Source organism: Xanthomonas hortorum (genome assembly GCF_024339125.1).
Lineage (GTDB): Bacteria > Pseudomonadota > Gammaproteobacteria > Xanthomonadales > Xanthomonadaceae > Xanthomonas > Xanthomonas hortorum.
In genome coordinates, this window is record NZ_CP101417.1 from 2,305,122 (window position 1) to 2,322,164 (window position 17,043).

Genomic DNA, 17,043 nt, shown 5'->3' on the forward strand with positions numbered 1-17,043 from the left:
CCAGGCAGAGCCCGGAGCGCAGACGCATTGCAGATGCAAAAAAGTGAGGCTCGGAGCGTTCCCGTGAACCGCGCTGCGAGATGGTGGAACAACCCAATCAAAGAGCGATGGGTTTGTCGGCACCACGAAAGGCGTCGGGTGGGGCGGGCGAGCGGATCGATCGATCCTGGCCTCGCCGGCTGTCCCTAAGGGAAACGGACGGCCGCATGCAGACCCGGCAAGTGTACGCGCGTTTGGCGCGCTGCACAAAAGGCGAGTTCATCGGTTGGGCTACGGGTCAGTTGTTTCAACTGCAACCAGTGTTGCAGCAGGCCGTACAATCGGCCGATCAGCCACAGCACAGGATGGTCATGAAGCTAGGTTCCCTGAAGGAAGGCGGCCGCGACGGCAGCCTGATCGTGGTCTCGCGCGATCTGCGCACGGCGGTGCGCGCCACCGGTATCGCGCCCACGCTGCAGCGCGCGCTGGAGGACTGGAGCAATATCGCGCCGCGCCTGAATGCCTTGTCGGCCTCGCTCAACGAGGGCAGTGCCGATGGCGTGTTCGATCTGGATCTGCAGGCACTGGCCGCGCCGCTCCCGCGCGCCTACGAGTTCGTCGATGGCAGCGCCTACCTGCCGCATGTGGAGCGGGTGCGTCGTGCGCGCAATGCCGAGGTGCCGGAGAGCTTCTACACCGACCCGCTGATGTATCAGGCCACCAGTGCCGGGTTCTACGGCCCCCGCGACGCCATCAAGGTGATCAGCGAGGAGCACGGCATCGATCTGGAAGCCGAGCTGGTGGTGATCACCGACGACGTGCCGATGGGCGCATCGCCCGAATTGGCGGCAGCGCACATCCAGTTGGTCGGGCTGGTCAATGACGTTTCGCTGCGCAACCTGATCCCGGCCGAGCTCGCCAAGGGCTTCGGTTTCGTGCAATCCAAGCCGCGCTCGGCGCTGTCGCCGGTGTTCGTCACCGTGGACGAGTTGGACGAGGCATGGCGCGACAACAAGGTGCATCTGCCGCTGGTCACCCACGTCAACGGCACCTGGTTCGGTGCGCCCGAAGCCGGCAACGACATGCAGTTCGACTTCGCCCAATTGATCGCCCACGCTGCCAAAACGCGGCCGCTGTCGGCCGGCACCATCGTCGGCTCCGGCACCATCGCCAATCAGGACACCACGCTGGGTGCCTCGTGTTTTGCCGAACAGCGCGTGGTGGAAACCTTGCGCGACGGCAAGCCGAGCACGCCGTTCATGTCCTTCGGTGATGTGGTGCGGATCGAAATGTTCGATGCCGATGGCGCCAGCATCTTCGGTGCGATCGAACAGCGCATCGAACGTCAGCCGCTGCCATGACATCGGCAAAGGCGTTTGCGAAGTTCGCTACGAACAACTGCACGCGGGGCAGGGCATGAGCGCGCCACTGGAAGTGTTTTCGTACTGGCGCTCCAGCGCGGCGTATCGCGTGCGCATCGGCCTGCAGTTGAAGGCGCTGGCCTACATCGCGCATCCGGTGCACCTGGTGCGCGATGGCGGCGAGCAACACGCGCCGGCGTATGCGCAACTCAATCCGCAGGAACTGGTGCCCACGTTGCGGCATGGCGCGGTGGTGATTCCGCAGTCGCTGGCGATCCTGGAATATCTGGAAGATGCGTTCCCTGACAGTGCGCGGTTGCTACCCGCCGCGCCGGCCGCGCGCGCCCGCGTGCGTGCATTGGCGCAGGTCGTCGCTTGCGACGTGCATCCGCTCAACAACCTGCGCGTGACCCAGTTTCTAGAGCGCGAATGGCAACTTGATGCCTTGCAACGCCAGCGGTGGACGCAGCACTGGATGCAGCGCGGTTTCGCCGCACTGGAAGCGCAGCTGGCCAATGATCCGCAGACGGGCGAATTCTGCCACGGCGACACGCCGGGCCTGGCCGATTGCGTGCTGATTCCGCAGCTCTACAACGCGCGCCGGTTCGCCGTCGATCTTGCGCCGTATCCGACGCTGCAACGCATCGAACAGGCGTGCCTGGCACTGCCGGCGTTCAATGCGGCGCGGCCGGAAACGCAGCCTGACGCGGCAGTTTAAATGCGGGGAGTTGCCGGCTGTATCTGCCCTTCGGGCAGTCTCCCGTAATGCAGGGGCGCGCAGAGCGATCGACACGCGTGCGGTCGCTGATGCTCACGCCGGTCTACTGCAGGGTGCTGATCTGTTGCTTGGCTGCAGGGCCCTTGCCCGCCCACCATCGCGGGACACGCCGCAAGTACGTCCATGTAGGCTCTTACGCGGCATCCATGCCGCGTAAGGTCCCGCGACGGTGGGCGGGCAAGGACCAGTCAAGATGGTCGGTGCGCGTAGCTCTTCTCAAAGCAACCAGCAAACTGTCTGGTGCGGTGTCCTGGCCGATTGCGGGACCATGTGGCGGCATGGATGCCGCCACTGAGCCTCCATGGGCGGATTCACGGCGTGTCCCGCGAGCGGTGAGGGCACCGCGCCCTCGACCCGACTAGGCCTGTTGATCTGGACTTTTGACTGCATCCAAGCAATATGCGACCAGCAAAACCACTGCGCTCACCGCCAGGCGGCCGCACGCTACATTTTGTTGGTCGCTCTAAACAAACCCGTGGCTAATCTTGGGCGCTGCTGCCGTTTCGTAATCCGCGTACGGGTCGTGCTCACCGGAGCCGCCTTCGGACAGGCGGAACTTCAGTGCCAGACCATCGCGCGAGTCGGCGGCGCGCAGCGCTTCCTCCTGCTCGATCTCGCCTGACTTGACCATGCGGAACAGGCATTGGTCGAAGGTCTGCATGCCTTCTTCCAGCGATTCTTCCATCGCCGCCTTGACCTCGTGCACCTGCCCGCGTCGCAGTAGGTCGCGAATCATTGGGGTGTTGAGCAACACTTCGGTGGCGGGGCGGCGGCGTCCGTCCTGGCCCTTGACCAGGCGCTGGGAGACCACCGCACGCAAATTCAGCGCCAGATTCATCAGCACGTTCTTGTGCGCGCTTTCCGGGAAGAAATTGAGAATGCGCTCGATGGTCTGGTCGGCGTTGTTGGAATGCAGCGTCGCCAGACACAGATGACCGGTTTCGGCAAATGCAATCGCCGCCTCCATGGTCTCGGCATCCAGGATTTCGCCGATCAGGATCACGTCCGGCGCCTCGCGCATCGCGTTCTTCAGCGCGCTCTGGAAGGTGTGGGTGTCCAGGCCGACTTCGCGCTGGTTCACGATCGACATCTTGTGCTTGTGCAGGTATTCGATCGGGTCCTCGATGGTGAGGATGTGCCCGGTGGTGGTGCTGTTGCGGTGGTCGATCATCGAGGCCAGCGAGGTCGACTTGCCGGAACCGGTCGAGCCGACCAGCAGCACCAGGCCGCGCGGCGTCATGATGACGTCCTTGAGCACCTGCGGCAGGTTGAGTTCTTCGATGCTCGGGATCCGGCTGCGGATGGCGCGGATCACCATGCCTGCTTCGCCGCGCTGCTTGAACACGTTCACACGGAAGCGTCCGGCGTCGGGCAGCGAGATGGCCATGTTGAGTTCCAGGTCGCGCTCGAACTGCGGCACCTGGCCCTCGTCCATCAACGAGTAGGCGATTTTCTTGACCATCCCCGGCGGCAACCCCGTATTGCCGAGCGGGTAGAGCTTGCCTTCGATCTTGATGTACACCGGCGCGCCGGTGGTCAAAAACATGTCCGAGGCATTCTTTTCGGTCATCAGCTTCAGGAAGTAGCCGATATCCATGCGCAATGGTTCCCCAACAAACAGCAGCGTCTCGTTGCAAGTCCGCCGCAGGCTTCCGACAATGGCCGTGCTCGAGACTTCTCGCTACGGCTCCCCTAATGACGGCTAGCTTCGCATACTTGCGGCGATCCCTGTATGGCATCGCCTGTTTCATGGTTCTTTCCTCTCCCGCCGCCGCCCAGGTGGCACCGGAGCTCACCGCCGCCGAACAGGCCGTGCAACGCGCCACCCAGGCCGATGCCGACCAATACGCCCCCGATCTGGTCAATCTGGCCCGACAGGAATTGATGCAGGCCCAGCAGGCGCAACTGGACAAGCGCCAGCGCAAGCAGGTGCCGCAGATCGCCTTGCGCGCTGCCGCCGATGCCGATCTGGCCAAGGCCCGCAGCGAAGAAGCGGTGGTCACCGCCCAGCTGGAACAGCGCCGCAAGGAAGTGGCGCAGCTGCAGAACAGCCTCAACACCGGGGAGGGTGGCCGATGAAACTGCGTCCTCTTCTCTATATCGGTGTAATGAGCCTGGCCACACTGCCGTCGCTGGCAATGGCCGCCAAGGACGACCCGCAGGCCGACGCGCTCAACCGGCGCCTGGCTGCGCTGCAGAACGACCCGCAGACCAATGAACTGGCCCGCTTCGAGCGGCTGCAGGCGCAGCAGAGCGTGGCGGCGCTGGCCGAAGCCAAGCGGCGCGACCGCGACGAACTGGTATTTCTGGCCGACCGCCGGGTCGAAATCGCCGAACGCACCGCCCGCACCGCACTGGCACGGCGCGAGCTGGACCGGCTGGAAGGCACCCGCAACGATCTGCTGATCGAAGCCAGCCGCCGGGATGCCTCACGCGCCCGGCAGGAGGCCGAGCGTCTGCGCGTGCAGGCGCAGATCCAGGCCGAAGAGGCCGAGCGCATGCGACAGGCGGCCGAGCAGGAAACCCTGGCCCGCCAGGACGCCGAGCTGGCGCTGACCAGCGTGGCCGGCAAGCAGACTGCCAAGCTCAATGCGGCCCAGCAGAAAGCCGTGCAACTGGCGCACGAAGAAGCCGAACTGGTGTCCGGGGCCAAGTTGCCGTCCGCCAGGTTCGAACCCCGCGGCGAAGTGTTTTCGTTGGGCAGCGGCGCGTTCGGCGGCAAGACCGCCCTGTCTGGCGATGCTGCAGGGCAGGCCAAGGCGTTGGCCGAATATCTGAACATCGGCAAGAAGGGTCGGGTGAGCATTGTCGGTTTCGACAGCGATGCAGCCACGGCCAAGAAGCGGGCCGAAGCGGTGCGCGATGCGCTGGTCGCCGCGGGGGTGGCCAGTGGACGCTTGCAGGTCAGCGGGACCAAGGCTGCCGCCAGCAAGACGCGCGCTGCCGAGGTGGTCGTCTCGCCGTAATGCAAGTGGTTGGAAGTTAAGGTCTTTTAACCCGGGCATGACGCCCGGTTGAACCGCGGTCACTGATTGACACAGGGAACGGCAAAAGCAGCCGTTCTGGCCTTGAACCCCCTCCGCGACCGGCGTAGGGTCGTACTCCCGGGCAGCACTCCGCTGCCTGGAAGTACGGAGGGCCGGGCCAGTGACGCAAGGGCACGCAACAACGCAATTCGGTGGGAAGGTTGTTGGTTCCGCCAGTGCGCCTGCCATTGTGATCCGCGAGTCTTCCATCCCCAAGCTGCGCCCCGTGCCATCCGTGGCCGGGGCGTTCTTGTTTTAAGTGAAGGAGGTAACGCCATGTTCGAAGGGCAACCGCAGACCGAAATCGACGCATTGGTCAAGTCCGATCCCGAGTTCAAGCAGCTGTACCAACGCCACAAGCTCTTGAACAAGAAATGCATGGATGCCGAACTCGGGGTGCTCCCGATCGACGACGTGACCTTGGGCCAGATGAAACGCGAGAAATTGCAGGCCAAAGAAAAGCTCACCCGGATGTACGACCAGCTCACGCACTGATCCTTCCCCACATCCAGAACAAGTTCACCGCCGCGGGCGGTGGCAGCCTCCTCGTCGGCTCGCCACCGTCCGCGTCTTTATGTGTGCGCCCGTTGGAGCGGCGGCTGAGCACGCTCGTTCATAGGCGGGCGCGATCGTTTCCAGTCTGAATGAGCATTCCCCAGCCGTTCGTCGGATAATGGGCGGCCTAGCCCACGCGGCGCAGCGACGATATCCCGATGGCGATCCACTCCTCCGTACTCGAACTGATCGGCAACACGCCGATCGTCAAGGCACAGCACCTGGACACCGGCGTCTGCGAGCTGTTCTTCAAGCTGGAGGCGGCCAACCCCGGGGGATCGATCAAGGACCGTATCGGCCTGTCGATGATCGAAGCGGCCGAACAGCGCGGCGATCTGACGCCTGGCGCCACGCTGGTCGAAGGCACGGCCGGCAACACCGGCCTGGGCCTGGCGCTGGTGGCGCAACAGAAGGGCTACAAGTTGATCCTGGTGGTTCCGGACAAGATGAGCCGCGAGAAGATCTTCAACCTCAAGGCCATGGGTGCCCAGGTGGTGCTGACGCGCTCGGACGTGGCCAAGGGCCACCCGGAGTACTACCAGGACCTGGCCGCCAAGATCGCCGCCGAGACGCCCGGCGCCTACTTCATCAATCAGTTCGGCAACCCGGACAACCCGGCCGCGCATGAATTCGGCACCGGGCCGGAAATCCTGGCGCAGATGGACGGCAATCTGGACGCGATCGTGTTCGGTTGCGGCAGCTCCGGCACCATGACCGGCCTGTCGCGTGCGTTCGCTACCGCCTCGCCGCACACCGAGCTGGTGCTGGCCGACCCGGTCGGCTCGATCCTGACCCAGTACATCGAAGAGGGCACGGTCAGCGAAAAATCGGGCAGCTGGCTGGTCGAAGGCATCGGCGAGGATTTCCTGCCGGATATCTCCGATTTCTCACGGGTCAAGAAGGCCTATTCGATCACCGACGCGGAAAGCTTTCACACTGCGCGCGAATTGCTGGCCAAGGAGGGCATCCTCGGCGGCTCGTCCACCGGCACCTTGCTGGCCGCGGCGCTGAAGTATTGCCGCGAGCAGACCACGCCCAAGCGCGTGCTGGTGTTCGTCTGCGATACCGGCAACAAGTACCTGTCCAAGATGTACAACGACTACTGGATGCTGGACAACGGTTTTCTGGAGCGCCCGCAGCACGGCGATCTGCGCGACCTGATCCTGCGCCCTTACAACAAGCGCGACACCGTGGTGGTGGGCCCGAAAGACCTGCTAACCACTGCCTATCAGCGCATGAAGCTGTACGACGTTTCGCAACTGCCGGTAATCGACGACGGCGAGCTGGTCGGCATCGTCGACGAAAGCGACGTGCTGCTGCATGTGTATGGCGACGAGGCGCGTTTCCGCGACCCGATCTCCACCGCCATGGTCAGCAAGCTCGATCGCCTGGATGTCGCCTCCCCGATCGAAGCGCTGCTGCCGGTGTTCGACCGCGGCCAGGTCGCCATCGTCATGGACGGCAACCAGTTCCTGGGCCTGATCACCCGCATCGACCTGCTCAACTACCTGCGCCGCCGCGTGCAGTGATCGCATGCAGTGATCGGGTAGCGCCGCGCGCCCGGATGAGACGCGCGGCACCGGCCATTCAGACCTGCTTGTTACAATTCGCCACTTTTTCCGGGAACCTCCATGTCCAATCGCACCACAACCTGCCACGATGGCGCGCGCGAACTCTCGCTTGCCACGCTGGCGATCCATGGAGGGCAGTCGCCGGATCCCAGCACCGGCGCGGTGATGCCGCCGATCTACGCGACGTCCACGTATGCGCAGTCCAGCCCGGGCGAGCACCAGGGCTTCGAGTACTCGCGGACCCACAACCCTACGCGATTTGCCTATGAGCGCTGCGTCGCGTCGCTGGAAGGCGGCACGCGTGCGTTCGCGTTCGCCTCCGGCATGGCCGCCACCTCTACGGTGATGGAATTGCTGGATGCCGGCAGCCACGTGGTGGCGATGGACGACCTGTATGGCGGCACCTTCCGCCTGTTCGAGCGCGTGCGCCGCCGCACCGCCGGCCTGGACTTCAGCTTCGTCGACCTGACCGACCCGGCCGCCTTCGAAGCGGCGATCCGCCCCGACACCAAGATGGTGTGGATCGAAACCCCGACCAACCCGATGCTCAAGCTGGTCGACATCGCCGCCATTGCTGCCATCGCGCGCAAGCACGGCCTGCTGATCGTGGTCGACAACACCTTCGCCTCGCCGATGCTGCAGCGCCCGCTCAGCCTGGGCGCCGATATCGTCGTGCACTCGGCCACCAAATACCTCAACGGTCACTCCGACATGGTCGGCGGCATCGCGGTGGTCGGCGACAATGCAGAACTGGCCGAGCAATTGGCGTTCCTGCAGAACTCCATCGGCGGCGTCCAGGGTCCGTTCGACAGCTTCCTCGCCCTGCGAGGCCTCAAGACCCTGCCGCTGCGGATGCGCGCGCATTGCGAGAACGCCCTGGCGCTGGCGCAGTGGCTGGAAACCCACCCCGCGATCGAAAAGGTGATCTACCCCGGCCTCACCTCGCACCCACAGCACGCATTGGCGAAGACGCAGATGACCGGCTTCGGCGGCATCGTCTCGATCGTCCTCAAGGGCGGGTTTGATGCGGCCAAGCGGTTTTGCGAGAAGACCGAGCTGTTTACCCTGGCCGAATCGCTTGGCGGGGTGGAAAGCCTGGTGAACCATCCAGCCGTTATGACGCATGCCTCGATTCCTGTGGCCCGCCGCGAACAGCTTGGGATCAGCGATGCGCTGGTCAGGCTGAGTGTGGGTGTTGAGGATGTTGGGGATTTGCGGGGGGATTTGGAAATCGCCTTACAAGAGGGAAGTTTTTAATGACTTGGACTTTATTTGGTCGAGGACGTCTAACAAGGTTAGTACTCGGCCCTTTCGACGCACTCACAGAGCGTCGAGACCTGACATTGGAATTATCCAAGCGTGAAGTGTTAGGCCGCTATCGCGGAGCCAGCTTTGGTCTACTCTGGTCATTGATAAGCCCGTTTCTGCTGTTGATCGTCTATACGATTGCATTTGGTTCGATCATGAAAAGCCGTTGGCCCCAAGTCGCCGAAGGTCAAGCGCACTTTTCGTTGGTGCTGTTCGTTGGCTTGATCGTGCATGGCTTTTTTGCCGAATGTTTAAGCCGTTCACCATATTTGATTATGGGTAACCCGAATTTTGTCAAACGGGTCATATTCCCACTTGAAATTTTGCCTTGGCCGATGGTTGCGTCTGCGCTTTTCCATGTGCTAATGAATACAGTGGTGTTTGCACTGCTCCGGTTAGCTATGGATGGAGAGATGTCTTGGACAATTGTACTGCTTCCGATCGTACTGCTGCCATTGGTAGTGCTCGGGCTTGGAGTATCTTGGTTCCTAGCCTCGCTTGGAGTGTACTTCCGCGATATCACCCAGGTTACCGGTGTGCTTTCTACTGCACTGTTGTTTCTGTCTTCGGCCATGATCCCCGAGCAGGCGATCCCTGAGAGCTTTGAACTAGTGTTCAAGTTGAATCCGCTGACTTTCATCATTGACCAGGCACGCGAAGTAGCACTTTGGGGGAATTTGCCAAATTTCATTGGTCTTGGGATTTACATGTGTATTGCGATAGTTGTCTTCTATGCAGGCTTTGCATGGTTCAAGGCAACTCGCAGAGGATTCGCAGATGTCATCTGAATCGATTATCCAAGTTAATAATATTGGTAAGGTATTTCCTGTTTACCAGAAATCGCATCATCGATTGATGCAGATGCTGAGTCCGAATGAACGCAAGGCTCAGTGGTTTCGTGAGTTCCATGCGCTCGATGCGGTTAGCTTTAATGTGGGGCGGGGGGAGAGCGTAGGTATTGTTGGCCGTAATGGTTCCGGCAAATCGACCCTTTTGCAAATTATCTGCGGTACATTGGCGCCCACGACGGGCACTGCGATCGTAAATGGGCGGGTCGCCGCTCTGTTGGAACTTGGAGCGGGCTTCAATCCAGAATTCACCGGGCGAGAGAATGTCTTCGTTTACGGCGCAGTTCTTGGCCTTTCGCGCAGAGAGATCGAGGGGCGTTTCCAGCAAATCACAGAATTCGCCGACATCGGCGAGTTCATCGATCAACCCGTAAAGACCTATTCCAGCGGTATGTTTGTCCGCCTCGCGTTTGCCGTAGCGATCAATGTCACCCCAGACGTTTTGGTTGTGGACGAGGCGCTTGCAGTGGGTGACGCGAAGTTCCAGTCGAAGTGCTTCGCGCGACTGCGCGAGTTGCGTGAGCAGGGTACGTCCATCTTGTTCGTGTCTCATTCCACTGAGCAAATTGTTACACATTGCGATCGCGCAGTACTTCTAGATAGAGGCCGTCTGTTGATGGATGGCGCGCCAAAGAAAGTAGTGCACCATTATATGGACCTGCTATTCGGAAAAAGTCGTCCGTCGCAGGCCTTGGTAAAATTTGAGGGTAGCGGCGAGGCAGAAAGCCAATCTGGATTTTTGGCTGTGCCGCCGATAGGGACCGATCCATTTTCTAGTCATCCGAATTACAACCCCCATGAGTACCGCTGGGGAGATCGAGCAGCCGTCCTGCAAGATTTTTATTTGCGAGTTGGTGCTCAAGCTTTTCCTCAAGTGGTCTCCAGCGGCGAGGCCGGCTGTCTAAGTCTTGCCGTTCGTTTCGAACGAGAAGTGGTGCGGCCGGTACTTGGTCTTACTATCAAGAATACTGAGGGTGTTACTGTTTATGCGACCAATACCGAGATGCAAGAGATCGTCGAGATGGCGCAACTAGGTGCCCTGGGAAGTGCGATACGAATCGATGTCGACTTTGAATGCAGACTGGGAAGTGGCGACTACTTTATTTCCGTTGGTGTCGCTAGTCGACAGGGGGACGACGTGATTCCACACGATAGGCGCTACGATTCGATCCACTTCCAGGTCATTTCGGAAGGCTTTGTCGGATTCAGTGACGTCGGAGCTGTGATTCGTCCTAAATTAGCGGCTCAACAAGGATTGGCAAGTTAATGTCTAGCTCGGATGTGGGAATGGCAGACACATATATGCTGTCTGAAGGAGTTTGGCTGCCTAAAAATCAGGCGGAAGAGTTCGGCTACAGTGATGGTGACGAAGCTGAGCAGCGAGTGGCTGCTGCAATAGCTGGTTGTGACGACGTCTCATTGTTTTCGCGCTCATTATCTGAACATCAAATCGACTGGCCATCGCGCTATCACCTCAGTGCCAGTCGCGCGAACCTTCTACGCCCTTTGGCAGATTTGCTAAGTGGACGTGTTCTGGAGGTCGGCTCAGGCTGTGGTGCTATTTCCCGCTACTTGGGTGAGCTCGGAACTACATTGGTCGCATTGGAGGGCAGTCAGCGTCGCGCGCGAATGACGGCGTCACGCTGTCGCGATTTGTCGAATGTGCAGGTGGTGAACGACGTCCTGGAGAACTTTTCGGCTGAAGAGGCGTTTGACGCAGTGACGCTCATCGGCGTCCTTGAGTATGCGAGGATCTATGGCAAGGCTGCAGATCCTGCGGCTGCGTGGCTGCGTAAAGCGCACTCCTTGCTGGCTGACGACGGCGTGCTGGTTGTCGCGATCGAAAACCAGTTAGGTCTTAAGTACCTGGCTGGCATGCCGGAAGATCATGTCGGCAAGGCCATGTATGGCATTTCGGATAACTACGGGGAAAAAACTGTAGCTACTTTCGGTCGGCTTGAGCTGACGAAAATGCTTCAAGACGCAGGTTTCGAGCATGCCGAATTCCTGCTGCCGTTTCCTGACTACAAATTTCCCGGCGCGGTGGTTCTCCCAGCCGGTTACGACGGGTCCTACCCGCAGTTCGATGCGAGTTCCCTCGCCAGCCAGAGTGCATCGAGCGACCCACAGCTCCCCTACGCCCCGCTATTTGCATTGGAGCGGGCTTGGACGGTGATCGGTCGCAACGGTTTGTTGGCAGATATGTCCAATTCATTCTTGGTCGTTGCTCGTAAGCGTGCTGTTTCAGTTGCCAGGAGTGGACCTGTGCCACTGGCACTGCATTTCGCAAGCGAACGCGTTCCGGTGTTTTGCAAGCAGGTCCAGTTTCAATCGAGCATGAGTCGTGGCGAAATAGAAGTCGTCCGCAGCCGCCTTGCGGAAGATGACAGTGTTGAGCGTTCACGCCCCATCAGTATGCGGTTGCTGCCGGAGCCGTTTCTACACGGACGTATACACAGTCAGGGGCTGGAAGCCATAGTGACTCGCGATGGTTGGACAGCTGCTGAGGTGGCCGAATGGTTGGGGCAATGGAAGGATGCCCTGTTGCATGAAGTCGAAGTTGCGGGTGATCCCATGGGGGGGGGCATGCTCCCTGGCTGGGCCTTGGATGCGTTGCCGCGTAACCTGATGCAACTGGAAGATGGCAATTACCAGTTTATCGATTTGGAATGGGTCTGGCATGGAGAGCTGGAGCTACCCTATTTAATTTATCGGGCCATCGTTGGTTCATTTACCTCTTTGGTTGCAGTAGGCGCGCCTGAAGATATTTCCCACCTTCATCTCCCTACGCTGCTTAGACTATTGATGGAGATGATGGGCGCACCAGTTGGAGAGGGTGACGTCGAACGTTTTATCGATCTGGATGGCATGGTCACGCGTTTGGTCTATGGGCGAGATAGTGGGCTAGGGCTAAAGAGCTTCTCAAACTTCAATTTGCGATCGCTCCCTGATGTGGGAAGAATGTCAAGGAATTGGAATGCCTTGATGTCTGATACGGCGCAGCGAATCAGCGATATCAGCCGTCAATTTCAGGAAGGAATCAAGGAGGGCCAAGACGATGGTGATGCGCTTCGTCAAAGACAAGCGCAACTTTTGGCCGAACTGGCAATCAATGCTGAGAAGGAGCAGCTCAAGGATGCGGAGATTCGGCAGCATAAAGCAGCCACGGAAGAAGCAGAAAAACGCAGGGAATTAGAAGTGGAAGCGTTACGTGAAGCGTTGACCGAGAAGCTCCGCCTCAAGGAGCTGGAGATTCAGGCGCTGTTGGCGGCAAGTGCCGCGCGTGAGCGATTGAAGGATGCAGAAATACAGGCTCTCGCGGGCAATGACCAGCTCAAGGATGCTGAAATTCAGTCGTTGATGGAGGCGCGTGCCGAACGTAATCGTGCGCTGGAAAGAAACAACACAATTCTGGAGAGGATGTTTCAGCTTGCTGAGCAAGCTCGAGAAGCCGAAGTCAGGCTAGGGCGCGATTTGATTGAAGCCAAGGATGCGCTTGGAATATATGAGCAATCGCTTCGCCTGGCGTCAGAGCGTGCAGCTGAACTGGATCGGCTGCTGGCATCAACTAGTTGGCGGATTACCATGCCATTGCGAGTGCTGAGGAATATGCTTCGCCCACAATTCGTGAGGCAATCGGTTGGACGTAGCCTGCGCCGCGTTTATCGTGCGCTTCCTGTTTCGGAGGCGACGCGCCAGTCAATCAAATCCGCATCCTTCCGGCTGATGCCTAGTGTATTTGAAAGGACCAATGCTTACAGGAACTGGTTGGCCGCCCGCCAGCCTGATCAGCCACAAGAGATTGTATTGTCTCCTGCGTCGGAGTTTGTTGAGGAGGGCGGCGATTCTTTCTTGCGTCGTTACACGCAAGCCATCCTGCAGTTGCCCAAGCCGTCTGAAAGTGAGTATGTCGGTATTGCGGCCGGGATTGATCCCCGCGCAAACGCGGCGCGTGTCATTGCCTTCTATCTCCCGCAGTTTCATCCCTTTCCCGAGAATGACGCATGGTGGGGGCGCGGCTTCACCGAGTGGACGAATGTCAGCAAAGCAGTTCCGCAGTTCGTGGGGCATTATCAGCCACATTTACCGGGTGAACTTGGCTTCTACGATTTGCGTCTGATCGATGTTATGCGCCGTCAGGCGGAGCTGGCAAAGTTGTATGGCATTGAAGGCTTCTGCTTCCATTATTATTGGTTCGCGGGTAAGCGGCTTATGGAGCGCCCGCTCGATCAGCTACTCGCTTCTGATGTCGACCTGCCTTTCTGTATTTGCTGGGCGAACGAAAATTGGACCCGCCGCTGGGATGGCCTTGAGAACGATGTGCTCATCGCTCAAGATTACAGTGCTGAAGACGACCGTGCCTTTATCACAGAATTGGAGCCTCTGCTAAGGGATTCACGCTATATCCGTGTTGATGGGCGCCCGTTAGTCATTCTTTATCGACCCTCGTTGCTGCCTGATGCTGGCGCAACGTTGGAACGTTGGCGGCAGCATTGCCGCGAAGTGGGAATCGGTGAGCTGTTCATCTGCATGGTGCAGTTCGATAAGCTTGATCCGCGTGAATACGGCTTTGACGCCGCGGTTGAATTTCCACCTCACAAAGTCGCGGCAGGTTTGTCTTCGATTAATCACGAGTTGGAGATCGTGAATCCTGCCTTCCAGGGTAACGTGGTTGATTATGCCGATGTCGTTAGCAGCGCCTTTGCCGAGGCAAAGCCGGAATACGACCTGATCCGAGGCGTTTTCCCTGGCTGGGATAATGACGCGCGCAAGCCGGGTAAAGGCTATACAGTCGCCCGTTCCACTCCGGAACGCTATCGCACTTGGCTAAGAGGAGCAATTGACTATGCCCGTCAGCACCCGGTGCGGGGCGATTCCCTAGTTTTTGTTAATGCCTGGAACGAGTGGGCTGAGGGCGCGCATCTGGAGCCGGATCGTCGCTACGGATATGCATATCTGGAAGCGACTCGGCAGGCACTACGTCGTGTACCTACGCCGCGCACGCCGGAGCGGGTGGTGGTGATTATCCACGCCTTCTATCCAGAACTTCTTCCTGAGATGTTGGCGTCACTATCCGCGTGGACCGTACCATATCGTCTTGTAATCTCGACAGTCTCTCGCAATGTGCAGGATGTGAAGGCGCGACTTGCCGATGCGGGAATGGACGCGGATGTGCAAGTTTACGAGAACCACGGCCGTGACATTCTGCCTTTTCTGGAAACCCTAAAGACGCTGGACCCTTCCGAGTCACTGGTATTGAAGTTGCATACCAAGCGTTCGCTCCACCGTGAGGACGGCGAGTCGTGGCGGCGAGACATGCTCGACAAGCTACTGGATCCATATCTGGCCGCCCGCAACTTTGATGCATTCCGCCAGCAGCCAGAGTTGGGTCTCTCCGCGCCCGATGGGCATATTTTGCCGATGACGACCTACTGGGGCGCGAATGCTGATGCGGTGCATCGTCTGTCGCGACAGATGCATAGCGATCCTGTCGATCCTGCCATTGCAATGTTCGCTGCCGGTTCGATGTTCTACGCTCGTATAGAGGCAATCCAGCTAATTATTGATTTGGAGTTGACACGCGAAGATTTTGAACCTGAGGCCGGGCAGGTGGATGGAACGCTAGCGCACGCGATAGAACGATGCTTTAGTATCGCGACATGTTCGTCGGGATATTACATTGCTTCCAGTAATACACCATTTACCGAAGCCTACGGCTCTTTCAAGACATACGCTTACGCCAAGCCGACCTTGCATAAATCCTAGACGTGGTCTGGGATTGGCCTATTCTTGATGTGAAGAATGGGCCAATTAGTCGCCCCTGAAAAACCCCCAATCACCCAACGCCCGCAAGGCCTTGATGTCTGCAGCGGCGTGCCAGAACTACCAGTTTTCGCTACGCTGAAGGCTGGTTTCTGGCAATTTCCACTCATGCATACACGCCGTCCTGCTGCCGAGCACATGCCTGCCGAGGAGTTGTTTCGTTCGCGCCTGGAGAACCAGATCGATCTGCGGCATCCGCTGGCGCAGCTGAGCCAACGGATGCCGTGGACGGCGTTGGAGCAAGCACTTTCATCGCGCTTGCCGGCCACCCAGGCTGGTGGCGGTCGGCCGGCATTGCCGGTGCGGCTGATCGCCGGTTTGCTCTACCTCAAACACGCCTACGACCTGTCCGATGAGGCGGTGTGCGAGCGTTGGCTGGAAAATCCGTATTGGCAGTTTTTCACTGGCGAGGTCGTGTTCCAGACGCGCTTGCCGTGCGATGCCAGCTCGCTGACGCGCTGGCGTCAGCGGCTTGACGAAGCGGGGATGGAAGAGTTGCTGGCACACACCATCAACGCTGCACATGCCATGCAGGCGGTGGACGCACGCGAGTTGTCGCGGGTGATCGTGGACACCACGGTGCAGGAAAAGGCGATTGCCTATCCGACCGATAGTCGGTTGCTGGAGGTGGCACGCAAGAAACTGGTGCTGCTGGCCAAGCGTTACGGCATCGGGTTGCGGCAGAGCTACGCACGGCAAGGTCCGGCCCTGAGCCGCAAGGCGGGCCGCTATGCGCATGCACGCCAGTTCAAGCGCATGCAGCGCGTGCTGCGACGTCAACGCACGGTCTTGGGGCGGGTGTTGCGCGATATCGCGCGCAAGCTGGACCAGGTGGAACCCGGCGTGCGCGAGCGCATCGCGGTCTGGCTGGAACGTGCGCAACGGCTGTACACGCAGCGTCCGAAGGACAAACAAAAACTGTACGCATTGCATGCCCCGGAAGTGGAATGCATCGGTAAGGGCAAGGCGCGTCAAGCGTACGAATTCGGCGTCAAGGTCGGCATTGCGGTCACCGCCTGCAAGGGATTGGTCGTGGGTGCGCGTAGCTTCCCGGGCAACCCGTACGACGGCGACACCTTGGCCGAGCAGCTGGAGCAGACACGCGGGTTGCTGCAGGATCTGAGCGTAGAACCGACGGTGGCGATCGTGGACCTGGGCTATCGCGGGCGCGAGGTCGATGGCGTGCAGGTGCTCCATCGTGGCAAGGCCAAGACGCTGACGCGACGGCAATGGCGCTGGATCAAACGACGGCAGGCGGTGGAACCGGTGATCGGACATCTGAAAGACGACTGCAGGTTGCGTCGCTGCAGGCTGAAAGGTGCACAAGGCGATGCGCTGCACGTACTCGGCTGCGCCGCCGGCTACAACCTGCGCTGGCTGCTGCGCTGGATCGCGTTTTTGCGTGCCTGGATGCGGGCGATGGGATGGCCATCCTTTAGCGCCGTGCCGCTGTCGCCGATGACACTTGGTGCTTGAAGGGGGTTTTTCAGGGGCGACCAATTACTGGCCAGTTTCCCGAATAAGACTCAATTTGGATCCCGTCGCTAATAATGTCGGCTCAGGAAATTGCTAAGCGCAAGCTGACGACATCATATGTCCTTGTCCTCTCATTTCTATTATGGATGTAACCGCATCGCGGCGTTCGATTCCAGAGCGAAGATAAAGAAGTGCTGTGAATCTGCACTTGATTGTGCCAGTCGTCTAACGGATTGTTGTTAAATGGCTGAAAGTGGGTGCTTTAATTCAGTTGCCATGCTGGGGCAGCATTAGTTGCATGCCTCTGATACACATATT

At 59.5% G+C, this 17,043-nt stretch carries 12 protein-coding genes; 11 read left to right on the forward strand and 1 reads right to left on the reverse strand.

Features of this window, described 5'->3' with window-relative positions; all coding sequences use genetic code 11:
• Positions 1–281: 281 nt before the first annotated feature.
• Both NMB96_RS09745 and maiA read left to right on the forward strand, forming a co-directional pair.
• On the forward strand, positions 282–1,340 hold the full coding sequence (locus NMB96_RS09745; RefSeq protein WP_255086951.1) for a fumarylacetoacetate hydrolase family protein: 1,059 nt from the start codon (positions 282–284) through the stop codon (positions 1,338–1,340).
• A 55-nt stretch (positions 1,341–1,395) separates the two neighbouring features.
• The gene (gene maiA / locus NMB96_RS09750) at positions 1,396–2,058 is read left to right on the forward strand and encodes a maleylacetoacetate isomerase (protein ID WP_255086777.1); all 663 of its coding nucleotides are present in this window, start codon (positions 1,396–1,398) and stop codon (positions 2,056–2,058) included.
• A 523-nt stretch (positions 2,059–2,581) separates the two neighbouring features.
• Here maiA and NMB96_RS09755 read toward each other — a convergent pair.
• Positions 2,582–3,715 carry a PilT/PilU family type 4a pilus ATPase gene (locus tag NMB96_RS09755; RefSeq protein WP_006449645.1) on the reverse strand — a complete coding sequence of 378 codons (1,134 nt, stop codon included), beginning with the start codon at positions 3,713–3,715 and terminating at the stop codon, positions 2,582–2,584.
• A gap of 98 nt (positions 3,716–3,813) precedes the next feature.
• On the opposite strand from NMB96_RS09755, the gene NMB96_RS09760 reads away from it, so the two are divergent.
• The 9 genes from NMB96_RS09760 (at position 3,814) to NMB96_RS09800 (ending at position 16,725) form a co-directional block, all read left to right on the forward strand.
• On the forward strand, positions 3,814–4,197 hold the full coding sequence (locus NMB96_RS09760; RefSeq protein WP_006449646.1) for a DUF4398 domain-containing protein: 384 nt from the start codon (positions 3,814–3,816) through the stop codon (positions 4,195–4,197).
• Complete coding sequence (locus tag NMB96_RS09765) at positions 4,194–5,084, forward strand: hypothetical protein (protein ID WP_255086778.1); 891 nt, start codon at positions 4,194–4,196, stop codon at positions 5,082–5,084. Before NMB96_RS09760 ends, NMB96_RS09765 begins: the two co-directional genes overlap by 4 nt.
• Positions 5,085–5,420: 336 nt before the next feature.
• Positions 5,421–5,639: an HP1242/YdcH family protein gene (locus NMB96_RS09770; protein ID WP_002814034.1), complete on the forward strand. Its 219-nt coding sequence runs from the start codon at positions 5,421–5,423 to the stop codon at positions 5,637–5,639.
• A 218-nt stretch (positions 5,640–5,857) separates the two neighbouring features.
• Positions 5,858–7,228, forward strand: coding sequence for a pyridoxal-phosphate dependent enzyme (locus tag NMB96_RS09775; protein ID WP_074056614.1), 1,371 nt, complete (start codon positions 5,858–5,860; stop codon positions 7,226–7,228).
• A 102-nt stretch (positions 7,229–7,330) separates the two neighbouring features.
• Positions 7,331–8,527 (forward strand): cystathionine gamma-synthase, encoded by a 1,197-nt coding sequence (locus NMB96_RS09780; RefSeq protein WP_255086780.1) that lies wholly within the window; start codon positions 7,331–7,333, stop codon positions 8,525–8,527.
• Positions 8,527–9,366, forward strand: coding sequence for an ABC transporter permease (locus tag NMB96_RS09785; RefSeq protein ID WP_425520917.1), 840 nt, complete (start codon positions 8,527–8,529; stop codon positions 9,364–9,366). Before NMB96_RS09780 ends, NMB96_RS09785 begins: the two co-directional genes overlap by 1 nt.
• Entirely contained in the window at positions 9,356–10,693 is a 1,338-nt protein-coding gene (locus tag NMB96_RS09790; protein ID WP_255086781.1) for an ABC transporter ATP-binding protein, read from the forward strand. The genes NMB96_RS09785 and NMB96_RS09790 overlap by 11 nt, the downstream gene beginning before the upstream one ends.
• Positions 10,694–10,713: 20 nt before the next feature.
• Positions 10,714–15,192 (forward strand): glycoside hydrolase family 99-like domain-containing protein, encoded by a 4,479-nt coding sequence (locus NMB96_RS09795; protein WP_255086782.1) that lies wholly within the window; start codon positions 10,714–10,716, stop codon positions 15,190–15,192.
• 165 nt (positions 15,193–15,357) lie between these two features.
• A complete protein-coding gene (locus NMB96_RS09800) occupies positions 15,358–16,725 on the forward strand; it encodes an IS5-like element IS1478 family transposase (protein ID WP_011035783.1) in 1,368 nt (455 codons plus the stop codon).
• Positions 16,726–17,043: the final 318 nt, after the last annotated feature.